The sequence below is a fragment of the Pseudomonas siliginis genome (genome assembly GCF_024072275.1).
Lineage (GTDB): Bacteria > Pseudomonadota > Gammaproteobacteria > Pseudomonadales > Pseudomonadaceae > Aquipseudomonas > Aquipseudomonas siliginis.
The window spans coordinates 4,245,632-4,261,167 of sequence record NZ_CP099598.1; the positions used below are offsets into that span (position 1 = coordinate 4,245,632).

General features: G+C 59.9%; 17 protein-coding genes. 4 read left to right on the top strand and 13 right to left on the bottom strand.

What is annotated here, in order from left to right; genetic code table 11:
- From ngg to NF676_RS19485, 3 genes are all read left to right on the top strand, one after another.
- Entirely contained in the window at positions 1–1,749 is a 1,749-nt protein-coding gene (gene ngg / locus NF676_RS19475; RefSeq protein ID WP_252886628.1) for an N-acetylglutaminylglutamine synthetase, read from the top strand.
- A 165-nt stretch (positions 1,750–1,914) separates the two neighbouring features.
- Positions 1,915–3,105: an osmoprotectant NAGGN system M42 family peptidase gene (locus NF676_RS19480; protein WP_252886629.1), complete on the top strand. Its 1,191-nt coding sequence runs from the start codon at positions 1,915–1,917 to the stop codon at positions 3,103–3,105.
- Between the two features lie 169 nt (positions 3,106–3,274).
- On the top strand, positions 3,275–3,502 hold the full coding sequence (locus tag NF676_RS19485) for a YheU family protein (protein ID WP_003172962.1): 228 nt from the start codon (positions 3,275–3,277) through the stop codon (positions 3,500–3,502).
- Positions 3,503–3,507: 5 nt separating this feature from the next.
- Here NF676_RS19485 and csrA read toward each other — a convergent pair whose 3' ends face one another.
- The 3 genes from csrA to NF676_RS19500 form a co-directional block, all read right to left on the bottom strand.
- Complete coding sequence (gene csrA / locus NF676_RS19490; protein WP_024013891.1) at positions 3,508–3,693, bottom strand: carbon storage regulator CsrA; 186 nt, start codon at positions 3,691–3,693, stop codon at positions 3,508–3,510.
- 133 nt (positions 3,694–3,826) lie between these two features.
- Positions 3,827–4,159: a YnfA family protein gene (locus NF676_RS19495; RefSeq protein ID WP_016770946.1), complete on the bottom strand. Its 333-nt coding sequence runs from the start codon at positions 4,157–4,159 to the stop codon at positions 3,827–3,829.
- Between the two features lie 63 nt (positions 4,160–4,222).
- The gene (locus NF676_RS19500) at positions 4,223–5,038 is read right to left on the bottom strand and encodes an SDR family oxidoreductase (protein WP_041478247.1); all 816 of its coding nucleotides are present in this window, start codon (positions 5,036–5,038) and stop codon (positions 4,223–4,225) included.
- Between the two features lie 330 nt (positions 5,039–5,368).
- On the opposite strand from NF676_RS19500, the gene NF676_RS19505 reads away from it, so the two are divergent.
- Positions 5,369–5,521 carry a DUF3309 family protein gene (locus NF676_RS19505; protein ID WP_003183939.1) on the top strand — a complete coding sequence of 51 codons (153 nt, stop codon included), beginning with the start codon at positions 5,369–5,371 and terminating at the stop codon, positions 5,519–5,521.
- A 71-nt stretch (positions 5,522–5,592) separates the two neighbouring features.
- Here the strand turns inward: NF676_RS19505 and NF676_RS19510 are convergent, their stop codons facing one another.
- The 10 genes from NF676_RS19510 to NF676_RS19555 form a co-directional block, all read right to left on the bottom strand.
- Positions 5,593–7,686, bottom strand: coding sequence for an LTA synthase family protein (locus tag NF676_RS19510; protein WP_041478246.1), 2,094 nt, complete (start codon positions 7,684–7,686; stop codon positions 5,593–5,595).
- 313 nt (positions 7,687–7,999) lie between these two features.
- Complete coding sequence (locus NF676_RS19515) at positions 8,000–8,605, bottom strand: START domain-containing protein (RefSeq protein ID WP_252886630.1); 606 nt, start codon at positions 8,603–8,605, stop codon at positions 8,000–8,002.
- Between the two features lie 40 nt (positions 8,606–8,645).
- Positions 8,646–8,900 (bottom strand): YkgJ family cysteine cluster protein, encoded by a 255-nt coding sequence (locus NF676_RS19520; protein WP_016770949.1) that lies wholly within the window; start codon positions 8,898–8,900, stop codon positions 8,646–8,648.
- Positions 8,901–9,063: 163 nt separating this feature from the next.
- Positions 9,064–9,537, bottom strand: coding sequence for a translation initiation factor 2 (locus NF676_RS19525; protein ID WP_252886631.1), 474 nt, complete (start codon positions 9,535–9,537; stop codon positions 9,064–9,066).
- 78 nt (positions 9,538–9,615) lie between these two features.
- Positions 9,616–11,055, bottom strand: coding sequence for an aminotransferase-like domain-containing protein (locus NF676_RS19530; RefSeq protein WP_041478242.1), 1,440 nt, complete (start codon positions 11,053–11,055; stop codon positions 9,616–9,618).
- 201 nt (positions 11,056–11,256) lie between these two features.
- Entirely contained in the window at positions 11,257–12,069 is an 813-nt protein-coding gene (locus tag NF676_RS19535; RefSeq protein ID WP_056788304.1) for an OmpA family protein, read from the bottom strand.
- Positions 12,066–12,428: a DUF4398 domain-containing protein gene (locus NF676_RS19540; RefSeq protein WP_038860459.1), complete on the bottom strand. Its 363-nt coding sequence runs from the start codon at positions 12,426–12,428 to the stop codon at positions 12,066–12,068. Before NF676_RS19540 ends, NF676_RS19535 begins: the two co-directional genes overlap by 4 nt.
- A gap of 9 nt (positions 12,429–12,437) precedes the next feature.
- Positions 12,438–13,259, bottom strand: a complete 822-nt coding sequence (locus NF676_RS19545) for a substrate-binding periplasmic protein (RefSeq protein ID WP_252882480.1) — start codon at positions 13,257–13,259, stop codon at positions 12,438–12,440.
- Positions 13,260–13,341: 82 nt separating this feature from the next.
- On the bottom strand, positions 13,342–14,271 hold the full coding sequence (locus tag NF676_RS19550) for an electron transfer flavoprotein subunit alpha/FixB family protein (protein WP_016770954.1): 930 nt from the start codon (positions 14,269–14,271) through the stop codon (positions 13,342–13,344).
- A complete protein-coding gene (locus NF676_RS19555; protein ID WP_007908338.1) occupies positions 14,272–15,021 on the bottom strand; it encodes an electron transfer flavoprotein subunit beta/FixA family protein in 750 nt (249 codons plus the stop codon).
- Positions 15,022–15,536: the final 515 nt, after the last annotated feature.

Consider the following 15,536-nt stretch of genomic DNA (forward strand, 5'->3'; position numbering starts at 1 on the left):
ATGAAACCCCATGCCACGTCCATCAACCAACGCCTGTTGCGTGGTCAGGCCCCGTCGTATGAACGTTTGCAGGCGCGCCTGGCCGAAGACGGCAGCGAGCCTGCCAGCGCCCCGATTGCCGTGCATTGCGGCTGGGGCCGGCTGCTGATCGGTCACACCTTTCCCGACCCGGCGTCACTGGCGCAGGAGCTGCTCAACGAGCAGCCCGGCGAACGCGATATCGCCCTGTATGTTGCCGCACCGCAGCAGATTCTCGGCCTCGAGCCGACGCAGCTGTTTCTCGATCCATCCGACACCTTGCGTTTGTGGTTCAGCGATTACCGGCAGGCCACGCGGGTGTTTCGCGGCTTCCGCATTCGTCGTGCGCAAAGCGAAACCGACTGGCAGGGCATCAACCGTTTGTACCAGGCGCGCGGCATGTTGCCGATCGATCAGGAGCTGCTCACCCCACATCATCAGGGCGGCCCGGTGTACTGGCTGGCGGAAGACGAGGACAGCGGCGCGGTGATCGGCAGTGTCATGGGTCTCAATCATGAAAAAGCCTTCAACGACCCGGAACACGGCAGCAGCCTGTGGTGCCTGGCGGTCGACCCGCATTGCTCACGCCCGGGCGTCGGCGAAGTGCTGGTGCGACATTTGGTCGAGCACTTCATGAGTCGCGGCCTGGCTTATCTGGATCTGTCGGTGCTACACGACAATCGTCAGGCGAAAAACCTTTACGCCAAACTGGGTTTCCGCAACCTGCCGACCTTCGCCATCAAGCGCAAAAACGGCATCAACCAGCCGCTGTTTCTCGGCCCGGGGCCTGAGGCGAACTTCAATCCTTACGCGCGGATCATCGTCGAAGAAGCCCATCGGCGCGGTATCGACGTGCAAGTGGATGACGCCGACGCCGGGCTGTTCACCCTCAGCCACGGCGGCCGTCGCGTGCGTTGCCGCGAGTCGCTGAGCGACCTGACCAGTGCGATCAGCATGACCTTGTGCCAGGACAAAAGCCTGACCCACAAGGTGCTGAAAGGCGCAGGTCTGAAACTGCCCGCGCAGCAACTGGCGGGCAACGCCGACGACAACCTGGCCTTCCTCGATGAGCACCAACGGGTGGTGGTCAAGCCTCTCGATGGCGAACAGGGCCACGGCGTCGCGGTGGATCTGCGCACCATCGAAGAAGTGCAGAAGGCCATCGAAACCGCCAAGCAGTTTGACAGTCGCGTGCTGCTGGAAAGCTTCCACGAAGGCCTTGATCTGCGCATCGTGGTGATCGGTTTTGAAGTGGTAGCGGCGGCGATTCGCCGGCCGGCGGAAGTGGTTGGCGATGGTCAGCATTCGATCGGTGCGCTGATCGAAGCGCAGAGTCGCCGTCGGCAAGCGGCCACCAGCGGCGAAAGCAAGATCCCGCTTGACCACGAAACCCAACGCACGCTGCACGCGGCCGGTTACGACTACAGCAGCATCCTGCCGGCCGGCGAGCATCTGTTCGTGCGGCGCACGGCCAATCTGCACACTGGCGGTACGCTGGAAGACGTGACCGACATTCTTCATCCGACCCTGGTCGACGCGGCAGTGCGCGCGGCGCGGGCGCTGGACATTCCGATGGTCGGGCTCGATCTGATGGTGCCGGCGGCGGATCAGCCCGAGTACGTGTTCATCGAAGCCAACGAACGCGCCGGCCTGGCCAACCATGAACCGCAGCCGACGGCGGAGCGCTTTGTCGATCTGTTGTTTCCGCATAGTCAGCCGGCTGTCTCTTGAACCATCGTTGTTCCGGCTGACGCCTTCGCGAGCAGGCTCGCTCCCACAGGGGAATGCATTCCAAATGTGGGAGCGAGCCTGCTCGCGAAGAGGCCCTGAACGTCACCACCAATTTTCCTCATCGAAACCATCGGTGTGCTCAACCCATCAGGAGTTTCCATGACCATGACCACACAAATCCCTGAACCGGATCTGGCTTACCTGCAAAAAGTCCTGCTGGAAATGCTCGCCATTCCCAGCCCGACCGGTTTCACCGACACCATCGTGCGCTACGTCGCCGAGCGTCTCGAAGAGCTGGGCATTCCGTTTGAAATGACCCGGCGCGGGACCATCCGCGCGACGTTGAAGGGCAAAAAGAGCAGCCCTGACCGCGCGGTGTCTGCGCACCTGGACACCATCGGCGCTGCTGTGCGTGCGGTGAAAGACAACGGTCGCCTGACCCTAGCCCCGGTCGGCTGCTGGTCGAGTCGCTTTGCCGAGGGTAGCCGGGTCAGCCTGTTTACCGACACCGGGGTGATTCGCGGCAGCGTGTTGCCGCTGATGGCGTCCGGGCATGCGTTCAACACCCAGGTCGATGAAATGCCGATCAGTTGGGACCACGTCGAACTGCGTCTGGATGCCTACTGCACGACCAAAGCCGATTGCGAATCGCTGGGCATCCATGTCGGCGACGTGGTGGCCTTCGATCCGCTGCCGGAGTTCACTGAAAGCGGCCATATCAGTGCTCGCCACCTCGACGACAAGGCCGGCGTCGCGGCACTGCTCGCTGCCCTGAAGGCAATTGTCGACCGCGGCCAGGAACTGAACATCGATTGCCATCCACTGTTCACCATCACCGAGGAAACCGGCAGCGGTGCAGCGGCGGCATTGCCGTGGGACGTCAGCGAGTTTGTCGGCATCGACATCGCACCGGTCGCCCCCGGCCAGCACTCCAGCGAACACGCGGTGAGCGTGGCAATGCAGGATTCCGGCGGGCCGTATGACTATCACCTGTCGCGGCATCTGTTGCGTCTGGCCGATGAACACGAATTGCCGGTGCGCCGTGACATGTTCCGCTATTACTTCAGCGATGCGCACTCGGCGGTCACCGCCGGCCACGACATTCGTACTGCCCTGCTCGCTTTCGGCTGCGATGCCACGCATGGCTACGAACGCACGCACATCGACAGCCTGGCGGCGCTCAGCCGTTTGCTCGGCGCGTACATTCTGAGCCCGCCGGTCTTCGCCAGCGATGCGGCGCCGGCCAATGCCTCACTGGATCGCTTCAGCCATCAGATCGAGCATGACACGCAGATGGAAAGCGAAACCCGGGTGCCGCCGGTGGACAGTCTGGTGGGGCAGCGTTCTGACAGTTGAGCCTTCGGTGAATAGATAACCGCTTTCGCGAGCAGGCTCGCTCCCACAGGGATCGCATTTCAAAGGTGGGAGCGAGCCTGCTCGCGAATGGGTCGGCAAGACCGATACAGAACTGGCAGACAAAACCCAATCCCCGTAGCATCCCGACATTGATTTGACCGAGGTGCCCATGCTCATTCCCCACGACGCGCTTGAAGTCGACACCCTCACCCGCCTGATCGAGGATTTCGTCACCCGCGACGGTACCGACAACGGCGATGACACCCCGCTGGAAACCCGCGTCCTGCGCGTGCGTCAGGCACTGACCAAAGGCCAGGCATTGATCGTGTTCGATCCGGAAAGCGAGCAGTGCCAGCTGATGCTCAAGCACGACGTACCCAAGCATCTGTTCGACTGAAACCGTCAGCCAGCCTTCGCCGCAGCCTCCTTGCGCTTGATCCGGTCATAGACCTCGGCGCGGTGTACATGGACCTTTTTCGGCGCCTCGACGCCGAAGCGCACGCTGGAGCCGTTGACCGACAGAACACGCAGGGTGATGTCGTCTCCGATTGAAATCAACTCACCGACCACACGGCTGAGTACAAGCATGGGATTCATCCTTCAGGACTGGCAAACCCTGAAGATGCGCGGCTTACAGCGTCTTCACAATCCACGACGAGCAAATCAGTCTTGCCCTACAGGCGCCCACGCCCACGGCTGTCAGACACTTCGCACAAAAGCCTCAGGCAGCGGAAAAGCGCGGCCCGAACAGAATGATGCTGGCACCGACCACGCACAGGGCCATGCCAATCCAGTCCGAGCCCAGCGGACGCACCCGCTCGACCACCGCCAGCCAGCCAATCGAAGCAACGATGTAGATCCCGCCATACGCGGCATAGGCGCGCCCGGCGTAGGCCGCTTCAACACGGGTCAGCAATAGCGCGAACAGGGTCAGGCTGAGCAACGCGGGAATCACCCACAACGCACTCTTGCCCTGACGCAGCCACATGTAGAAGGCAAAACAGCCGGCGATTTCAAACAGCGCCGCAAGGAAGAACCACAAGTAATTGAGCATGGAGGCGTCTCGACAGGGTGACCGTGGCGGCCACCCTAACGACGCGACGGGCATCGAACAAGATCAAGCGTTGTTTTGTTTGGCCTTGGCGCGCATTTTCTCGGCCATGGAAGTCATTTCGTTGTAGAGCAGTTGCGGATTCTTCTGTTTGAGCGCCCAGGCCATGCGCCCTTGTTCGTGGGGCAGAATCAAGAATTCGCCGGCGGCGACTTGCTGATAGATGTAGTCAGCGATGTCGGCGGCGCTGATCGGCGAACTTTCCAGCAACTTGCCGACCTGGGCTTTCATGGCCGGGGTCGGGCCACGGAAAGAATCGAGCAAGTTGGTCTGGAAGAACGACGGGCAAACCACATGCACCGCCACTTCCTGCTGCGCCAGTTCGATCAGCAGACTCTCCGACAACGCCACTACGCCGGCCTTGGCCACGTTGTAGTTACTCATTGCCGGGCCTTGCATCAACGCGGCCATGGAGGCGATGTTGATGATCTTGCCCTTGCTCTCTTCCAGCAGCGGCAGGAACGCCTTGCAGCCTTTTACCACGCCCATCAGGTTGATCGCGATCTGCCAGTCCCAGTCTTCCAGCGACAATTCGCTGAAAAACCCGCCCGAGGCGACGCCGGCATTGTTGACGATGATGTCGATGCCGCCGAGCTTCTCTTCGCAGGCCTGGGCGAAGGCGGTGAGCTGACTGTAATCGCGCACGTCACAGCGCTGGATGAAACCGTCACCGCCCGCCTCGCGCACCAGCTTCAGGGTTTCCTGCAGGCCGGGCTCACTGACATCGGACAAAGCCAGCCGCCAGCCTTCACGGGCCCAGCGCAGCGCGATTTCGCGACCCAGGCCTGAGCCTGCACCAGTGATCATCATGCGATTTTGCATAGCGGACAGCCTTGTTGTTCCGGAGAGATGCGCCGAGTGTAGCGAAGGAACTTCGTTCGCCCACGCTCCATCCAGTTGCTGAATGGAGGATCAAAAGATTCCAGCCGTCATTGTTTTCCGGTTGGTCTCATGCAGGAGCTGACGAGTGCAACGAGGCTGCGATCTTTTTGCTGGAAAGGAAATAACCGAGCAATCCAAATACATTAAAAAAACATTGAATTTTTTTTCATCGGCGCAAGTCGGAACATGTAAGCCGGCTGGAATTTAGTTGCTCTCCAGCTGCCCACTGAGCATCAAGACTCTTCCAGACTCTGAACAAGGAAATCACCCATGGGCACAATTCTAATCATCATCCTGATCCTGTTGCTGATCGGTGGTCTGCCGGTCTTCCCGCACTCAAGAAGTTGGGGTTATGGCCCGTCGGGCATTATCGGCGTGGTGTTGGTCGTGCTGCTGGTGCTGTTGTTACTCGGCAAGATATGACGATTTGAAGCGGTAAAAAAAGAGGCCCTTGTTCAGGGCCTCTTTTTTATTGCGTGGACTTTAAGAAGTGATCAGTCCGGCTTGCCATGAATAACACCGGCGGTGTTATCGAGCAGGCTCTTGGTCGCGGTTTGCAGGAACGCCTCAAGTTTGAGTTTGAGTTCGGCAGTGCGCGGCGCGTCCGGCACTACTTCGGCGTGCGGGTTGGCGCCGAGCTGGTATTGCCAGATTTTCGGGCCCATGTCCTTGTCACGCGGCAGCACCAGAATCTGGTCGGCGGTGACGATGGCGGTGGTCTGTTCGCTGCCCGATGGCTTGATCACACCGAAACCGGTATCGCCCTGCGGCAGGTTGAGCAGGTCACGGCCCCAGCACTGGTGACGCACTTCGCCACCGAGACGGCCCATGATGGTCGGCACGATGTCGATCTGCGTGCCCACGGTGTGGTCGCGGGTACCGAACTTCTGCTGAATGCCCGGGGCAATCATCAGCATCGGCACGTTGAAGCGGCCCAGGTCCATTTCAGTGATCTGGCGCTCGTTGCCGAAGCCATGGTCGCCGACGATGACGAACAGGGTTTCGTTGAAGTACTTCTCTTTGCGCGCCTTCTCGAAGAACTGGCCGAGCGCCCAATCGGAGTAGCGCATGGCGGTCAGGTGTTCGTTGAGGCTGCCACGGTCAGTCACGCGCTCGACCGGCAATGGCGTCGGCAAGGCGTACGGTGTGTGGTTGGACAGGGTTTGCAGCAGCGCGTAGAACGGCTTGCCGTTTTCCCGCGCCTTCAGTTCTTGCAGGCCACGATCGAACATGTCCTGGTCGGACACGCCCCAAGTCGGATCGGAGAACACCGGGTTGACGAAGTCATTGCGGCCAACGAAGTTGGTCATGCCCTGGTTGCTGAAGAAGCCCGACTGGTTGTCCCAGGCGAAGTCGCCGTTATAGACGTAGACGTCGTCATAGTCGCGGGCGCTGAGCAGCTGCGGCAGGCCGGACAGTTTGTGGCTGCCTTCCGGGGTCTGCATCAGGTATTCGAAACCTGGCAGGTTGGGGAAGCAGGCCATGGTCGCGAACATGCCCTGATGGGTGTGGGTGCCGTTGGAGAAGAAACGGTCGAACAGCAGACCTTCCTTCGACAGCTTGTCCAGGTACGGGGTGATATTGCCCGGCGCGCCCAAAGCACCGACCGAGTGACCGGCCATGCTTTCCATCAGGATCACCACAACGTTCTTGATCGGCAGGGTCTTGTCGGCCGGCGGCATGTAGTCGCGGCGAACAGCGGCGATGTCGGCATCGACCAGTTTGTCGTCCGGCATCAGCAGCATGTCGCGCACCACTTGCTGCGCCTGTTCCTGAGGCAGCGTGGCTTTCCAGATATTGTCGCGGTCTTCGCCCATGCGCGCCTTGGCTGCGGCGACCAGCGACAGCGTGCCATTGAGGCCGAGCTGGTTGGCGAAGTTGGAATCGGTGGTATAGACGTCACCCCAACGCATCGGCGGGCCTTGACGCAAGGTGCCGCGAGCGGCGACTACGCAGATCAGCAGGCAGACCACGAACACCGCCAGGCGGGTGTACCACGGCGCAACCTGACGGGAGCTGACGCTGCCGCCGCTGAACGGTCCGCGCGGGCGGGTGGCGCGGTCGGCGCCTTTGAATGCCAGGGTCAGAATGACCGTGCCGATCACCCACGCCAGCACGTAGCGAACCACCGGGAAACCGTACCAGAGCATGCTCATCACGGTTTTCGGGTCTTCCTTCACGTACTGGAACACCAGACCATTGAGGCGCTGGTGAAACTCGCGGTAGAAGTCCATTTCCATCAGGCCGAGGAACAGCGCGATGCTCGAGGCGACGGTCAGCCACAGACGGAAGAAACCGCGCGCGGCCATGGCCCTGGCACTGAACAGCGCCAGCACCAGCGGAATGCACAGGTAGACCACCAGGCGCAGGTCGAAACGCAGACCGTTGACGAACGCTTCAAGGAAGGTCGCGGCCGGGGTGTCGAGGATCATCTCGCGGTTGTAGACCAGCAGCGCGAGGCGCAGCGCGGAAAACATCACCATCATGACCAGCGCGCACAGCAGCGTGTAGGCCAGATGCGATTTGACGGTCGGTTGCAGCAGACGAGCAGAAGATCGCTGCTGACTCAGGGCGTCCGGGTTTGCCATGTCGTTTTAGGACCCATTGGAAGTTGAAGTTGCAAAAATACAGCGGCGCCATGCCCTCTATTGGTCAATCCAGACCCCGGGGCGTGCGCGGTGCGCAAATGTTGCACGATCGTTCACACCATTGCCATTGATTACTGCCCAGCCCTTCGAGACTTTCATTCGAAGGCTGGCAACGCAATGGCAGTCAACAAGTGCGGGCGAATTGTCTTGGAGACTTTGTGAAAATTTCGTGCAACGCATATCTGGAAATACAATTTAGAGACAAAACAAAACGCCCCGAAGCGATCGGGGCGTTTTGCTTACAGCCAATTGATTATTTCTCGGCGCGTTCTTTCAGCGCTTTCAGGGTATTGAATGGCGCATCCACCACAAACTTGTTGGCGACCATGGCCGGCACGCTACCGCCCGGCTCGGTGTGCACCTGGTAAGTCACTTCAACCTGATCGCCTTTAGGCACGAACTTCCAGAAGCCTTTGATTTGCTGGACCCGCACGAAGCCTTTTTCTTCCGGCAGATAGGTCGGCACGCCCTCAAGATTACGGGTCAGGCTGCCATCGGCGCCCTCAACAGTGGTGATTTTCAACACCGAATCACGCGGGGTCACCGGCCACGGCGTATTGAATTGCGAATAGGTCCAGCTCAGATCGCCTTCGTGCTTGAGCAGTTTCTGGCTCTTGCATTCGTGAATCCACGCGCAGGCGCCGGAGACGTCTTCCTGCAAGGCGCGCAGTTTGGCAACGGTTGTTTTCATCAGCGCAACGCCTTGGTAGGACTTGTAATCCGAACCGGGTATTTCGCTCAGGGAAACCTTGATGCCGTCTTCGTTCTTGGCAACTTTCCAGTCTTCCGCGTGGACGACCGAGGTGGCAAGTACGGCAGTCAGACCACACAACACAGCGATACGGTGCAGCGAACCCATAGTTTTATTCCTTATTGTTGAAGTTCCGTTGGTGAACACATCACGCCGCCGTCATCTGCTCCCACCAGCCGATCAATCTGATCGCTTCTTCTGAACTGCTGCCGCACACCTCGACATCCGCAGCGAAGCCCGAGCAGACAGCCGGACGTTCCGGACGGCCGAAAATGCTGCACAGGTTATCGACCGACAGTTGCACGCAACGTTCGCCGGCGGGTTTGCCATCGGGCATGCCGGGGATCGGCGAACTGATGGAGGGGGCAATGCAGCAAGCGCCACAGCCTTCACGGCATTTCATGACGAACAGATCCTCGCGACGGGCGATGTGTAAAGAGACGGGGAACAGAGTAACCGCTAAAACAGCTGTTTCAAATTGCTGCAAGCGGCTTTTCAACGATAAGTAAAAATGACCGGGCAGTCTCCGACGAAGCGTCTGCTCTGCGCGTTGCAGAGGGCTGCATCTATTGCTTGAATTCGAAATCCAGCGCCGCGCCTTCCACATCGCGTCGCGCTTCGTTGCGCAATTGCAACTCCATTTCATTGCTGAGCAAGCGGCCGTTGAGCTGGAAGCCGTTATCTTTTTCGCCAAACATCTGCGGCAGGATCGCCTCGCGTTTGGGCAGTTCTACGGTGCCCTGTGGCTTCAGGTCTTCAACCATATCCTTGGGCAGGCTGAGATCGAGTTTTGCCGGCGGCAATTTGGTCTTGGCCACCTCGCTGGCGGATTTCGACTTCGAGGCAACCGGGCGACGCTTCTTCACCGTGGCGTTTTTTTTGGCCTGGGCTTTTTTTGCCGGAACCACGGTTTTGACGGCTTTCTTCGTGGTACTGGTCGCTGCCGGTTTTTCCTGGGCTGCGGCCGCCATGACACCCGGTGCCTGACCGATCATCAACAAACCCAGCAATACCCACGCGGCAGGAACAATCGCTTTCATGGACCCAACGAACTAACGGCAGAGGGCCACATGCTCGCTTGTTGTGCGTCACATGACAAGCCTCAGCGCCCTCCTCGTTCAGAATCCGCCAGCCATTTCCTGACACAGTTGGGTGGCCAACAGACCCAGCGTCATCAGCGCGCGCTCCGCCTCGCGATTCCACGGAATACCGCAATTGAGCCGGATACAGTGGTTGAACTGCTCGGTGTTGCTGAAGATCAGACCCGGCGCGATGCTGATGCCTTGTTGCAGTGCGCGGACATGCAATTCCTGGGTGTTGACCCGCCCCGGCAAGCTCACCCAAAGGATGAAACCGCCCGTTGGCCGGGACATCTGCGTGCCTTCAGGGAAATGCTGTTGAACCGCCAGCTGGAACGCGCTGAGGTTTTTCCGGTATTCCTGGCGGATGTAGCGTAAATGCCGGTCATAACCGCCGTTTTCCAGATAGGCGGCAATCGCCATCTGCGTGACGCTGCACGCCGAATGGGTGCTGAAGGTTTGCAGGCGCTGGATTTCCTGTTGGTATTTGCCGGCGATCATCCAGCCGATACGCACACCTGGCGACAAGGTTTTGGAGAAGCTCGAGCAGTAGATCACCCGATCCAGCCTGTCGTAAGCCTTCAGCGCCTTGGTACGGCCCTGCTCGAACATCAGTTCGCCGTAGATATCGTCTTCGACAATCTGAATGTCGAAATCCGAGGCCAGACGCAGCAACTGTTTCTGCCGCTCTTCCGGCATGGTTCCGCCGAGCGGATTGCTCAAGCGCGTGGTCAGCACCAGCGCCTTGATCGACCATTGGTTGGCGGCCAGTTGCAAGGCTTCCAGGCTCATGCCGGTGGCGGGGTCGCTGGGGATTTCGATGACCTTCAGGCCAAGCAGATCGGCCAGTTGCAGCAGGCCGTAATAGGTCGGTGATTCGGCAGCGATCAGATCCCCCGGCCGCGTCAGCACGCGCAACGACATCTGCAAGGCGTCGACACAGCCGTGGGTGATCACCACTTCCGATGGATCGACCACCACGCCAGCGTCACGCATGCGGATCGCCACTTGCCGGCGCAGCGGTTCGAAGCCGGGGCTGAACATGTAGCTGAACGCCCGAGGGCTGTGAAAGCGGGTGACCTTGGCCAATTGCTGATGCAGCGCGCGCACCGGCAGATAATCGACACTCGGCACCGCAGCGCCCAGCGGAAACACGCCTTCGCGCCGCGACTCGACCAATACCTGCTGGATGATGCTGCTGCGCGTCACCAGCCCCGGCCGTTCGACCCGGGCAATATCCGGCGTCGGCGCGGTCAGCGCTGGGGTCTGGTGCACGTAGTAACCCGACTGCGGTCGGGCGCGGATCAGGCCCTGATCTTCAAGGTTGGCGTAAGCCTGCAACACCGTCGCATGACTGACGTTCAGCTGCGAACTCATCTTGCGCACCGAAGGCACGCGCTCCCCCGGTTGATAGACACCACGGCGGATGTCTTCGGCCAGTTGCTGAGCAATACGTTGGTAGAGCAAGAGATTGGTCATGACGCAGCACTCGATTTCACGGGCGTTTTATTCTTGTCTGAAACAATACCGGAACAGTTTAGAAGTGTACTGGGACAGTTGCCAGATTACTCGACCGTACAGTGGGGTGTCTGCCCCATCTGTACGGTTTTGCGCAGCAATCGACAGACATAAAAAAGCCCGGCACTGCATGACAGTCCGGGCTTTCCAGAGACGCAGCCCTCAACGGGCGGCGCCGAGCTGGCCTTTTTCGTCAGAGAACACGATCTCGACGCGGCGATTCTGCGCCCGTCCACGCTCGGAGGCGTTGGCGTCGACCGGGAACTGGTCGCCATAACCTTCGACCTGAATGCGTTTTTCATCGATGCCCAGATCGACCAGCACGTCAGCTACCGACTGCGCACGATCGCGGGACAGTTTGAGGTTTTCCTGTTTGCCACCGGTGCTGTCGGTGTAGCCCTCGATGCGCACCACGCGCTTAGGGTTGAGTTGCAGGAACTGGACGATCTTCAGCACGACGCGGTTGGCCGAGTTTTTCAGTTCCGCCTGGCCGGTGTCGAACAACACGTCGCCGAGGGTCATGACCAGCCCCCGATCGGTCTGTGTGGTGGCCAGCGCCTCGATCTGTTCCTCCAGCCACTTGCCCTGCTGCTGCACACTGAGCAGCTTCGACTCGCGCAGAGCCAGTTGCAGACGCTGACGCTCAAGCTCGAGCTTGGCTGCGCGCTCCTCGTTGAGCGCCTGGTTGGTGTGCTCGCGGGCGATTTCGCTGTAGCGCTGGCTCAGGTAGGCGTAATGCACCACGTCGGCACCGCTGCCCCAATAGGTCGACAGCCGATCGGCGCGGGCCAGAGACTCGCCGGCGCGGATCACGTCTTTCGGCGCGATGCGCAGGACGTTGGAATCTTCCTTGACCTTCTGGAAATCAGCGCCGGCCTGTTGCAGCGCCGCCTCGCTGTGCTGGCCGGCGCAGCCGTACAGGCTGGCGCAACCGGCGAGGAGCAGAATGCCGAGAGCATTGGACTTGAGGCTCATTGCGCTTCCCCCAGTTGCAGCTGCTTGCGCAGGCGGACAATGCGGGTATTGAGCACATTGAGTTGCTCTTCACTTTTTTTCGTCAGCACCTTGGCTTCGGCCAGACGTGCATCCAGTTCGGCCTGCTCGGCACGCATGCGCGCGTTGCGATAGGACTCGTCGGCCATGCTGCCTTTGGCGCGGTTGTACTTGGTTTCGGCCAGCTGCATTTCCGGCACTTCGTCGGCGGTAGCGCCGACTGCCTTGGCCTGCACGATGGCTTGTTCGGTCAAACGCATTTGTTCACTGGGTGCCGGATCGGATGCGCACCCGGCCAGGGCCAGAACGGCCACAGCCGCGAAAAGAGGTCGAATACTCACTAAGAATCCCTACTGTTTTGGGGCACTGACAGGTTGTGGCGACTGTTGCTGTTGCGCCTTCCAGCGCTCGATGTTGCGTTGCAGCGCGGCTTCCGTCAGTCCGGACGCGGGCAATTCTGTCATCTTTTTGGCGAGCTGTCCGCGCAACCACGGATCGTTGCAAGCCGAGTTATGCGAAACCGCGAGGAACAGACCCGGCCGGTCGATGGGTTGTTCGAACGCCAACAGATCGCTGGTCATGCCCAATGTCTGCGCGGCGGCCAGGCCTGAATACCGTCCGGCGAGAACATATTCCACCTCGCCCAAAAGAAGTTTCTGCAGGGCCTGGGTAAGATTGGCTGTCCGCGTCAGGGTCAGATTCTGTTCGGCGAAAGTGCCGAATGCCTGGGTCATCCGAGACTTTTCCGACACCGCGCCGGCATGGCCCTTCAGGTCGCTGGCCTCGCCGTAGGCCAGCGTCGAGCCTTTGCGCGTCCACACCAGATAGTCGTTTTCCAGCAGTGGCGGATGGATGTAGTCGAGGTTTTCCAGCTCATTCACGGTCAACGGCGCGTCGGCCAGCATGTCCATGCGCCCGCTGCGCACTTCATCGAGGGCCTGCGAGCGTTTGCCGGCGTAGAGCAGGTCAACTTTGATGCCCAGATCCTTGGCCACTTGCTGCAACAGATCGGCACTGGCGCCGATCAGGCGCTTGGGGTTTTGCGGGTCCTGCCACAGATAGGGCGGCGCATCCGGGCTGCCGGTGACAACCAGGCGCTCGCACTTGCCAGCGGCCGTGGCCAGACCTGGCAACAGCACCCATCCCAACAACCATCCGCAGCGCAGATCCATGGCAAAACGCTCCCCAGTCAAATCCAAGACAAAAAAAAAGCCCGACCAACAGGCCGGGCTCTTTATAAGTGAAGCCGCCGGATTAGACCAGCTTCTCCAGCTCAGGTACTGCTTCGAACAGATCCGCCACGAGGCCGTAATCGGCCACCTGGAAGATCGGCGCTTCTTCGTCCTTGTTGATCGCAACGATCACTTTGGAGTCTTTCATACCGGCCAGATGCTGGATCGCGCCGGAGATACCGACGGCAATGTACAGCTGTGGCGCAACGATCTTGCCGGTCTGACCGACCTGCATGTCGTTCGGTACGAAACCTGCGTCGACCGCAGCGCGCGAAGCGCCAACAGCAGCGCCGAGCTTGTCGGCCAGCGCGTACAGGTGTTTGAAGTTGTCACCGTTCTGCATGCCGCGGCCGCCAGAGACGACGATCTTGGCAGCGGTCAGCTCAGGACGATCGGACTTGGCCAGCTCTTCGCTGACGAAGCTCGAGGTACCGGCGTCGTGGGCAGCGCCAACGGCTTCAACGGCAGCCGAACCACCTTCAGCAGCAACCGGATCGAAACCGGTGGCACGCACGGTGATCACTTTGATCGCGGCGGTCGATTGCACGGTGGCGATGGCGTTACCGGCGTAGATCGGACGCTTGAAAGTGTCAGCGCTTTCTACCGAGATGATCTCGGAGATCTGGTCAACGTCCAGCGCAGCAGCAACGCGCGGCAGGATGTTTTTGCCGTTGGAGGTCGCGGCAGCCAGGATGTGGCTGTAGCCAGCGCCCAGCTCTGCAACCAGCGGTGCAACGTTTTCCGGCAGCTGATGCGCGTAAGCGGCGTTGTCAGCATTCAGGACTTTGCTCACGCCAGCGATTTTCGCTGCGGCTTCGGCCACCGGGCCTGCGCCCTGACCTGCTACCAGAACGTGGATGTCGCCGCCGATTTTGGCCGCAGCAGCCACGGTGTTCAGTGTGGCCGGGGCCAGCACTTTGTTGTCGTGTTCAGCAATAACCAAGATAGTCATTTAGATTACCTTCGCTTCGTTCTTGAGTTTTTCAACCAGTTCAGCCACCGACTTGACCTTGATGCCCGCGCTGCGTGCAGCCGGCGCTTCGACTTTCAGGGTCTTGTTGGTGGAGGCGGTGGAAACGCCCAAAGCGTCCGGAGTCAGCACTTCGAGAGGCTTCTTCTTGGCTTTCATGATGTTTGGCAGGGACGCATAGCGCGGCTCGTTCAAACGCAGGTCGGTGGTGACGATGGCCGGCAGTTTCAGCGAAACGGTCTGCGCGCCGCCGTCGATTTCGCGAGTCACGGCAACGCTGTCGCCGGAGACTTCGACTTTCGACGCGAAGGTGCCCTGACCGTAGCCGCTCAGTGCCGCGAGCATCTGGCCGGTCTGGTTGTTGTCGCTGTCGATCGCCTGTTTGCCAAGGATCACCAACTGCGGCTGTTCCTTGTCGACAACGGCCTTGAGCAGCTTGGCCACGGCCAGCGAGGTCAGGTCTTCAGCGGATTCGACGAGGATGGCGCGGTCGGCACCCAGAGCCAGTGCTGTACGCAGCTGCTCCTGAGCGGTGGTCGGGCCGATCGAGACGACGACGATTTCAGTCGCAACGCCCTTCTCTTTCAGGCGTACGGCTTCTTCCACGGCGATTTCGCAGAACGGGTTCATCGACATCTTGACGTTGGCGAGGTCGACGCCGGAATTGTCCGCCTTGACGCGGACCTTGACGTTGTAATCCACAACGCGTTTGACAGCTACAAGAACCTTCATGGATTCCTCGTTACTCTCCGGTGAAAAGAAAGTCGCCTAGGCGAACCTGGCGGATGATGCTCATCGGGCGACAAGGGCACCTCTAAAAACGCCGGCTTGAATGTGAGGTGATTCACTTCGCGAAGAGCGGTGACCGTTCGTCAGGGGTGACTGTCGGGTCATTCATTCTCACGCTGTGTAAACTGCGCGCCGGACTTGCGCTGTGCATCACCGTCTACTGCCTGTGCCCTGTCTTTAGAGGTGCTCTTGAAACCGCCAGTCTGCCTACGGCGAGCGCAAAACCGCCCGTATCTTGACCGGAACGCCCATTCTGGTCAATACGCCAAAATGCCCTGTCATAAGCCGCGCTTCTTTGATTTATCAGGGCTGGAGGCGATTCAAACAAACGTTTGTATTGGACGCTAGGAGTGGTGTAGATATAATGCGCCGCCTAGAGAGAAAGGTGGATTCGCCAATATTCCCTTTGACGTTAACGTAAAGGCAATACGGATGCGAGATCAAACCTCCATATTAGA

Coding starts and splice junctions, on each gene's coding strand:
- NF676_RS19505 (WP_003183939.1), top strand. CDS start 5,369: ATGGGCACAATTCTAATCATCATCCTGATCCTGTTGCTGATCGGTGGT.
- NF676_RS19495 (WP_016770946.1), bottom strand. CDS start 4,159: ATGCTCAATTACTTGTGGTTCTTCCTTGCGGCGCTGTTTGAAATCGCC.
- NF676_RS19515 (WP_252886630.1), bottom strand. CDS start 8,605: ATGGGTTCGCTGCACCGTATCGCTGTGTTGTGTGGTCTGACTGCCGTA.
- NF676_RS19480 (WP_252886629.1), top strand. CDS start 1,915: ATGACCACACAAATCCCTGAACCGGATCTGGCTTACCTGCAAAAAGTC.
- NF676_RS19545 (WP_252882480.1), bottom strand. CDS start 13,259: ATGGATCTGCGCTGCGGATGGTTGTTGGGATGGGTGCTGTTGCCAGGT.
- ngg (WP_252886628.1), top strand. CDS start 1: ATGAAACCCCATGCCACGTCCATCAACCAACGCCTGTTGCGTGGTCAG.
- NF676_RS19500 (WP_041478247.1), bottom strand. CDS start 5,038: ATGCAAAATCGCATGATGATCACTGGTGCAGGCTCAGGCCTGGGTCGC.
- NF676_RS19485 (WP_003172962.1), top strand. CDS start 3,275: ATGCTCATTCCCCACGACGCGCTTGAAGTCGACACCCTCACCCGCCTG.
- NF676_RS19535 (WP_056788304.1), bottom strand. CDS start 12,069: ATGAGCCTCAAGTCCAATGCTCTCGGCATTCTGCTCCTCGCCGGTTGC.
- NF676_RS19520 (WP_016770949.1), bottom strand. CDS start 8,900: ATGAAATGCCGTGAAGGCTGTGGCGCTTGCTGCATTGCCCCCTCCATC.
- NF676_RS19530 (WP_041478242.1), bottom strand. CDS start 11,055: ATGACCAATCTCTTGCTCTACCAACGTATTGCTCAGCAACTGGCCGAA.
- csrA (WP_024013891.1), bottom strand. CDS start 3,693: ATGCTTGTACTCAGCCGTGTGGTCGGTGAGTTGATTTCAATCGGAGAC.
- NF676_RS19510 (WP_041478246.1), bottom strand. CDS start 7,686: ATGGCAAACCCGGACGCCCTGAGTCAGCAGCGATCTTCTGCTCGTCTG.
- NF676_RS19525 (WP_252886631.1), bottom strand. CDS start 9,537: ATGAAAGCGATTGTTCCTGCCGCGTGGGTATTGCTGGGTTTGTTGATG.
- NF676_RS19550 (WP_016770954.1), bottom strand. CDS start 14,271: ATGACTATCTTGGTTATTGCTGAACACGACAACAAAGTGCTGGCCCCG.
- NF676_RS19555 (WP_007908338.1), bottom strand. CDS start 15,021: ATGAAGGTTCTTGTAGCTGTCAAACGCGTTGTGGATTACAACGTCAAG.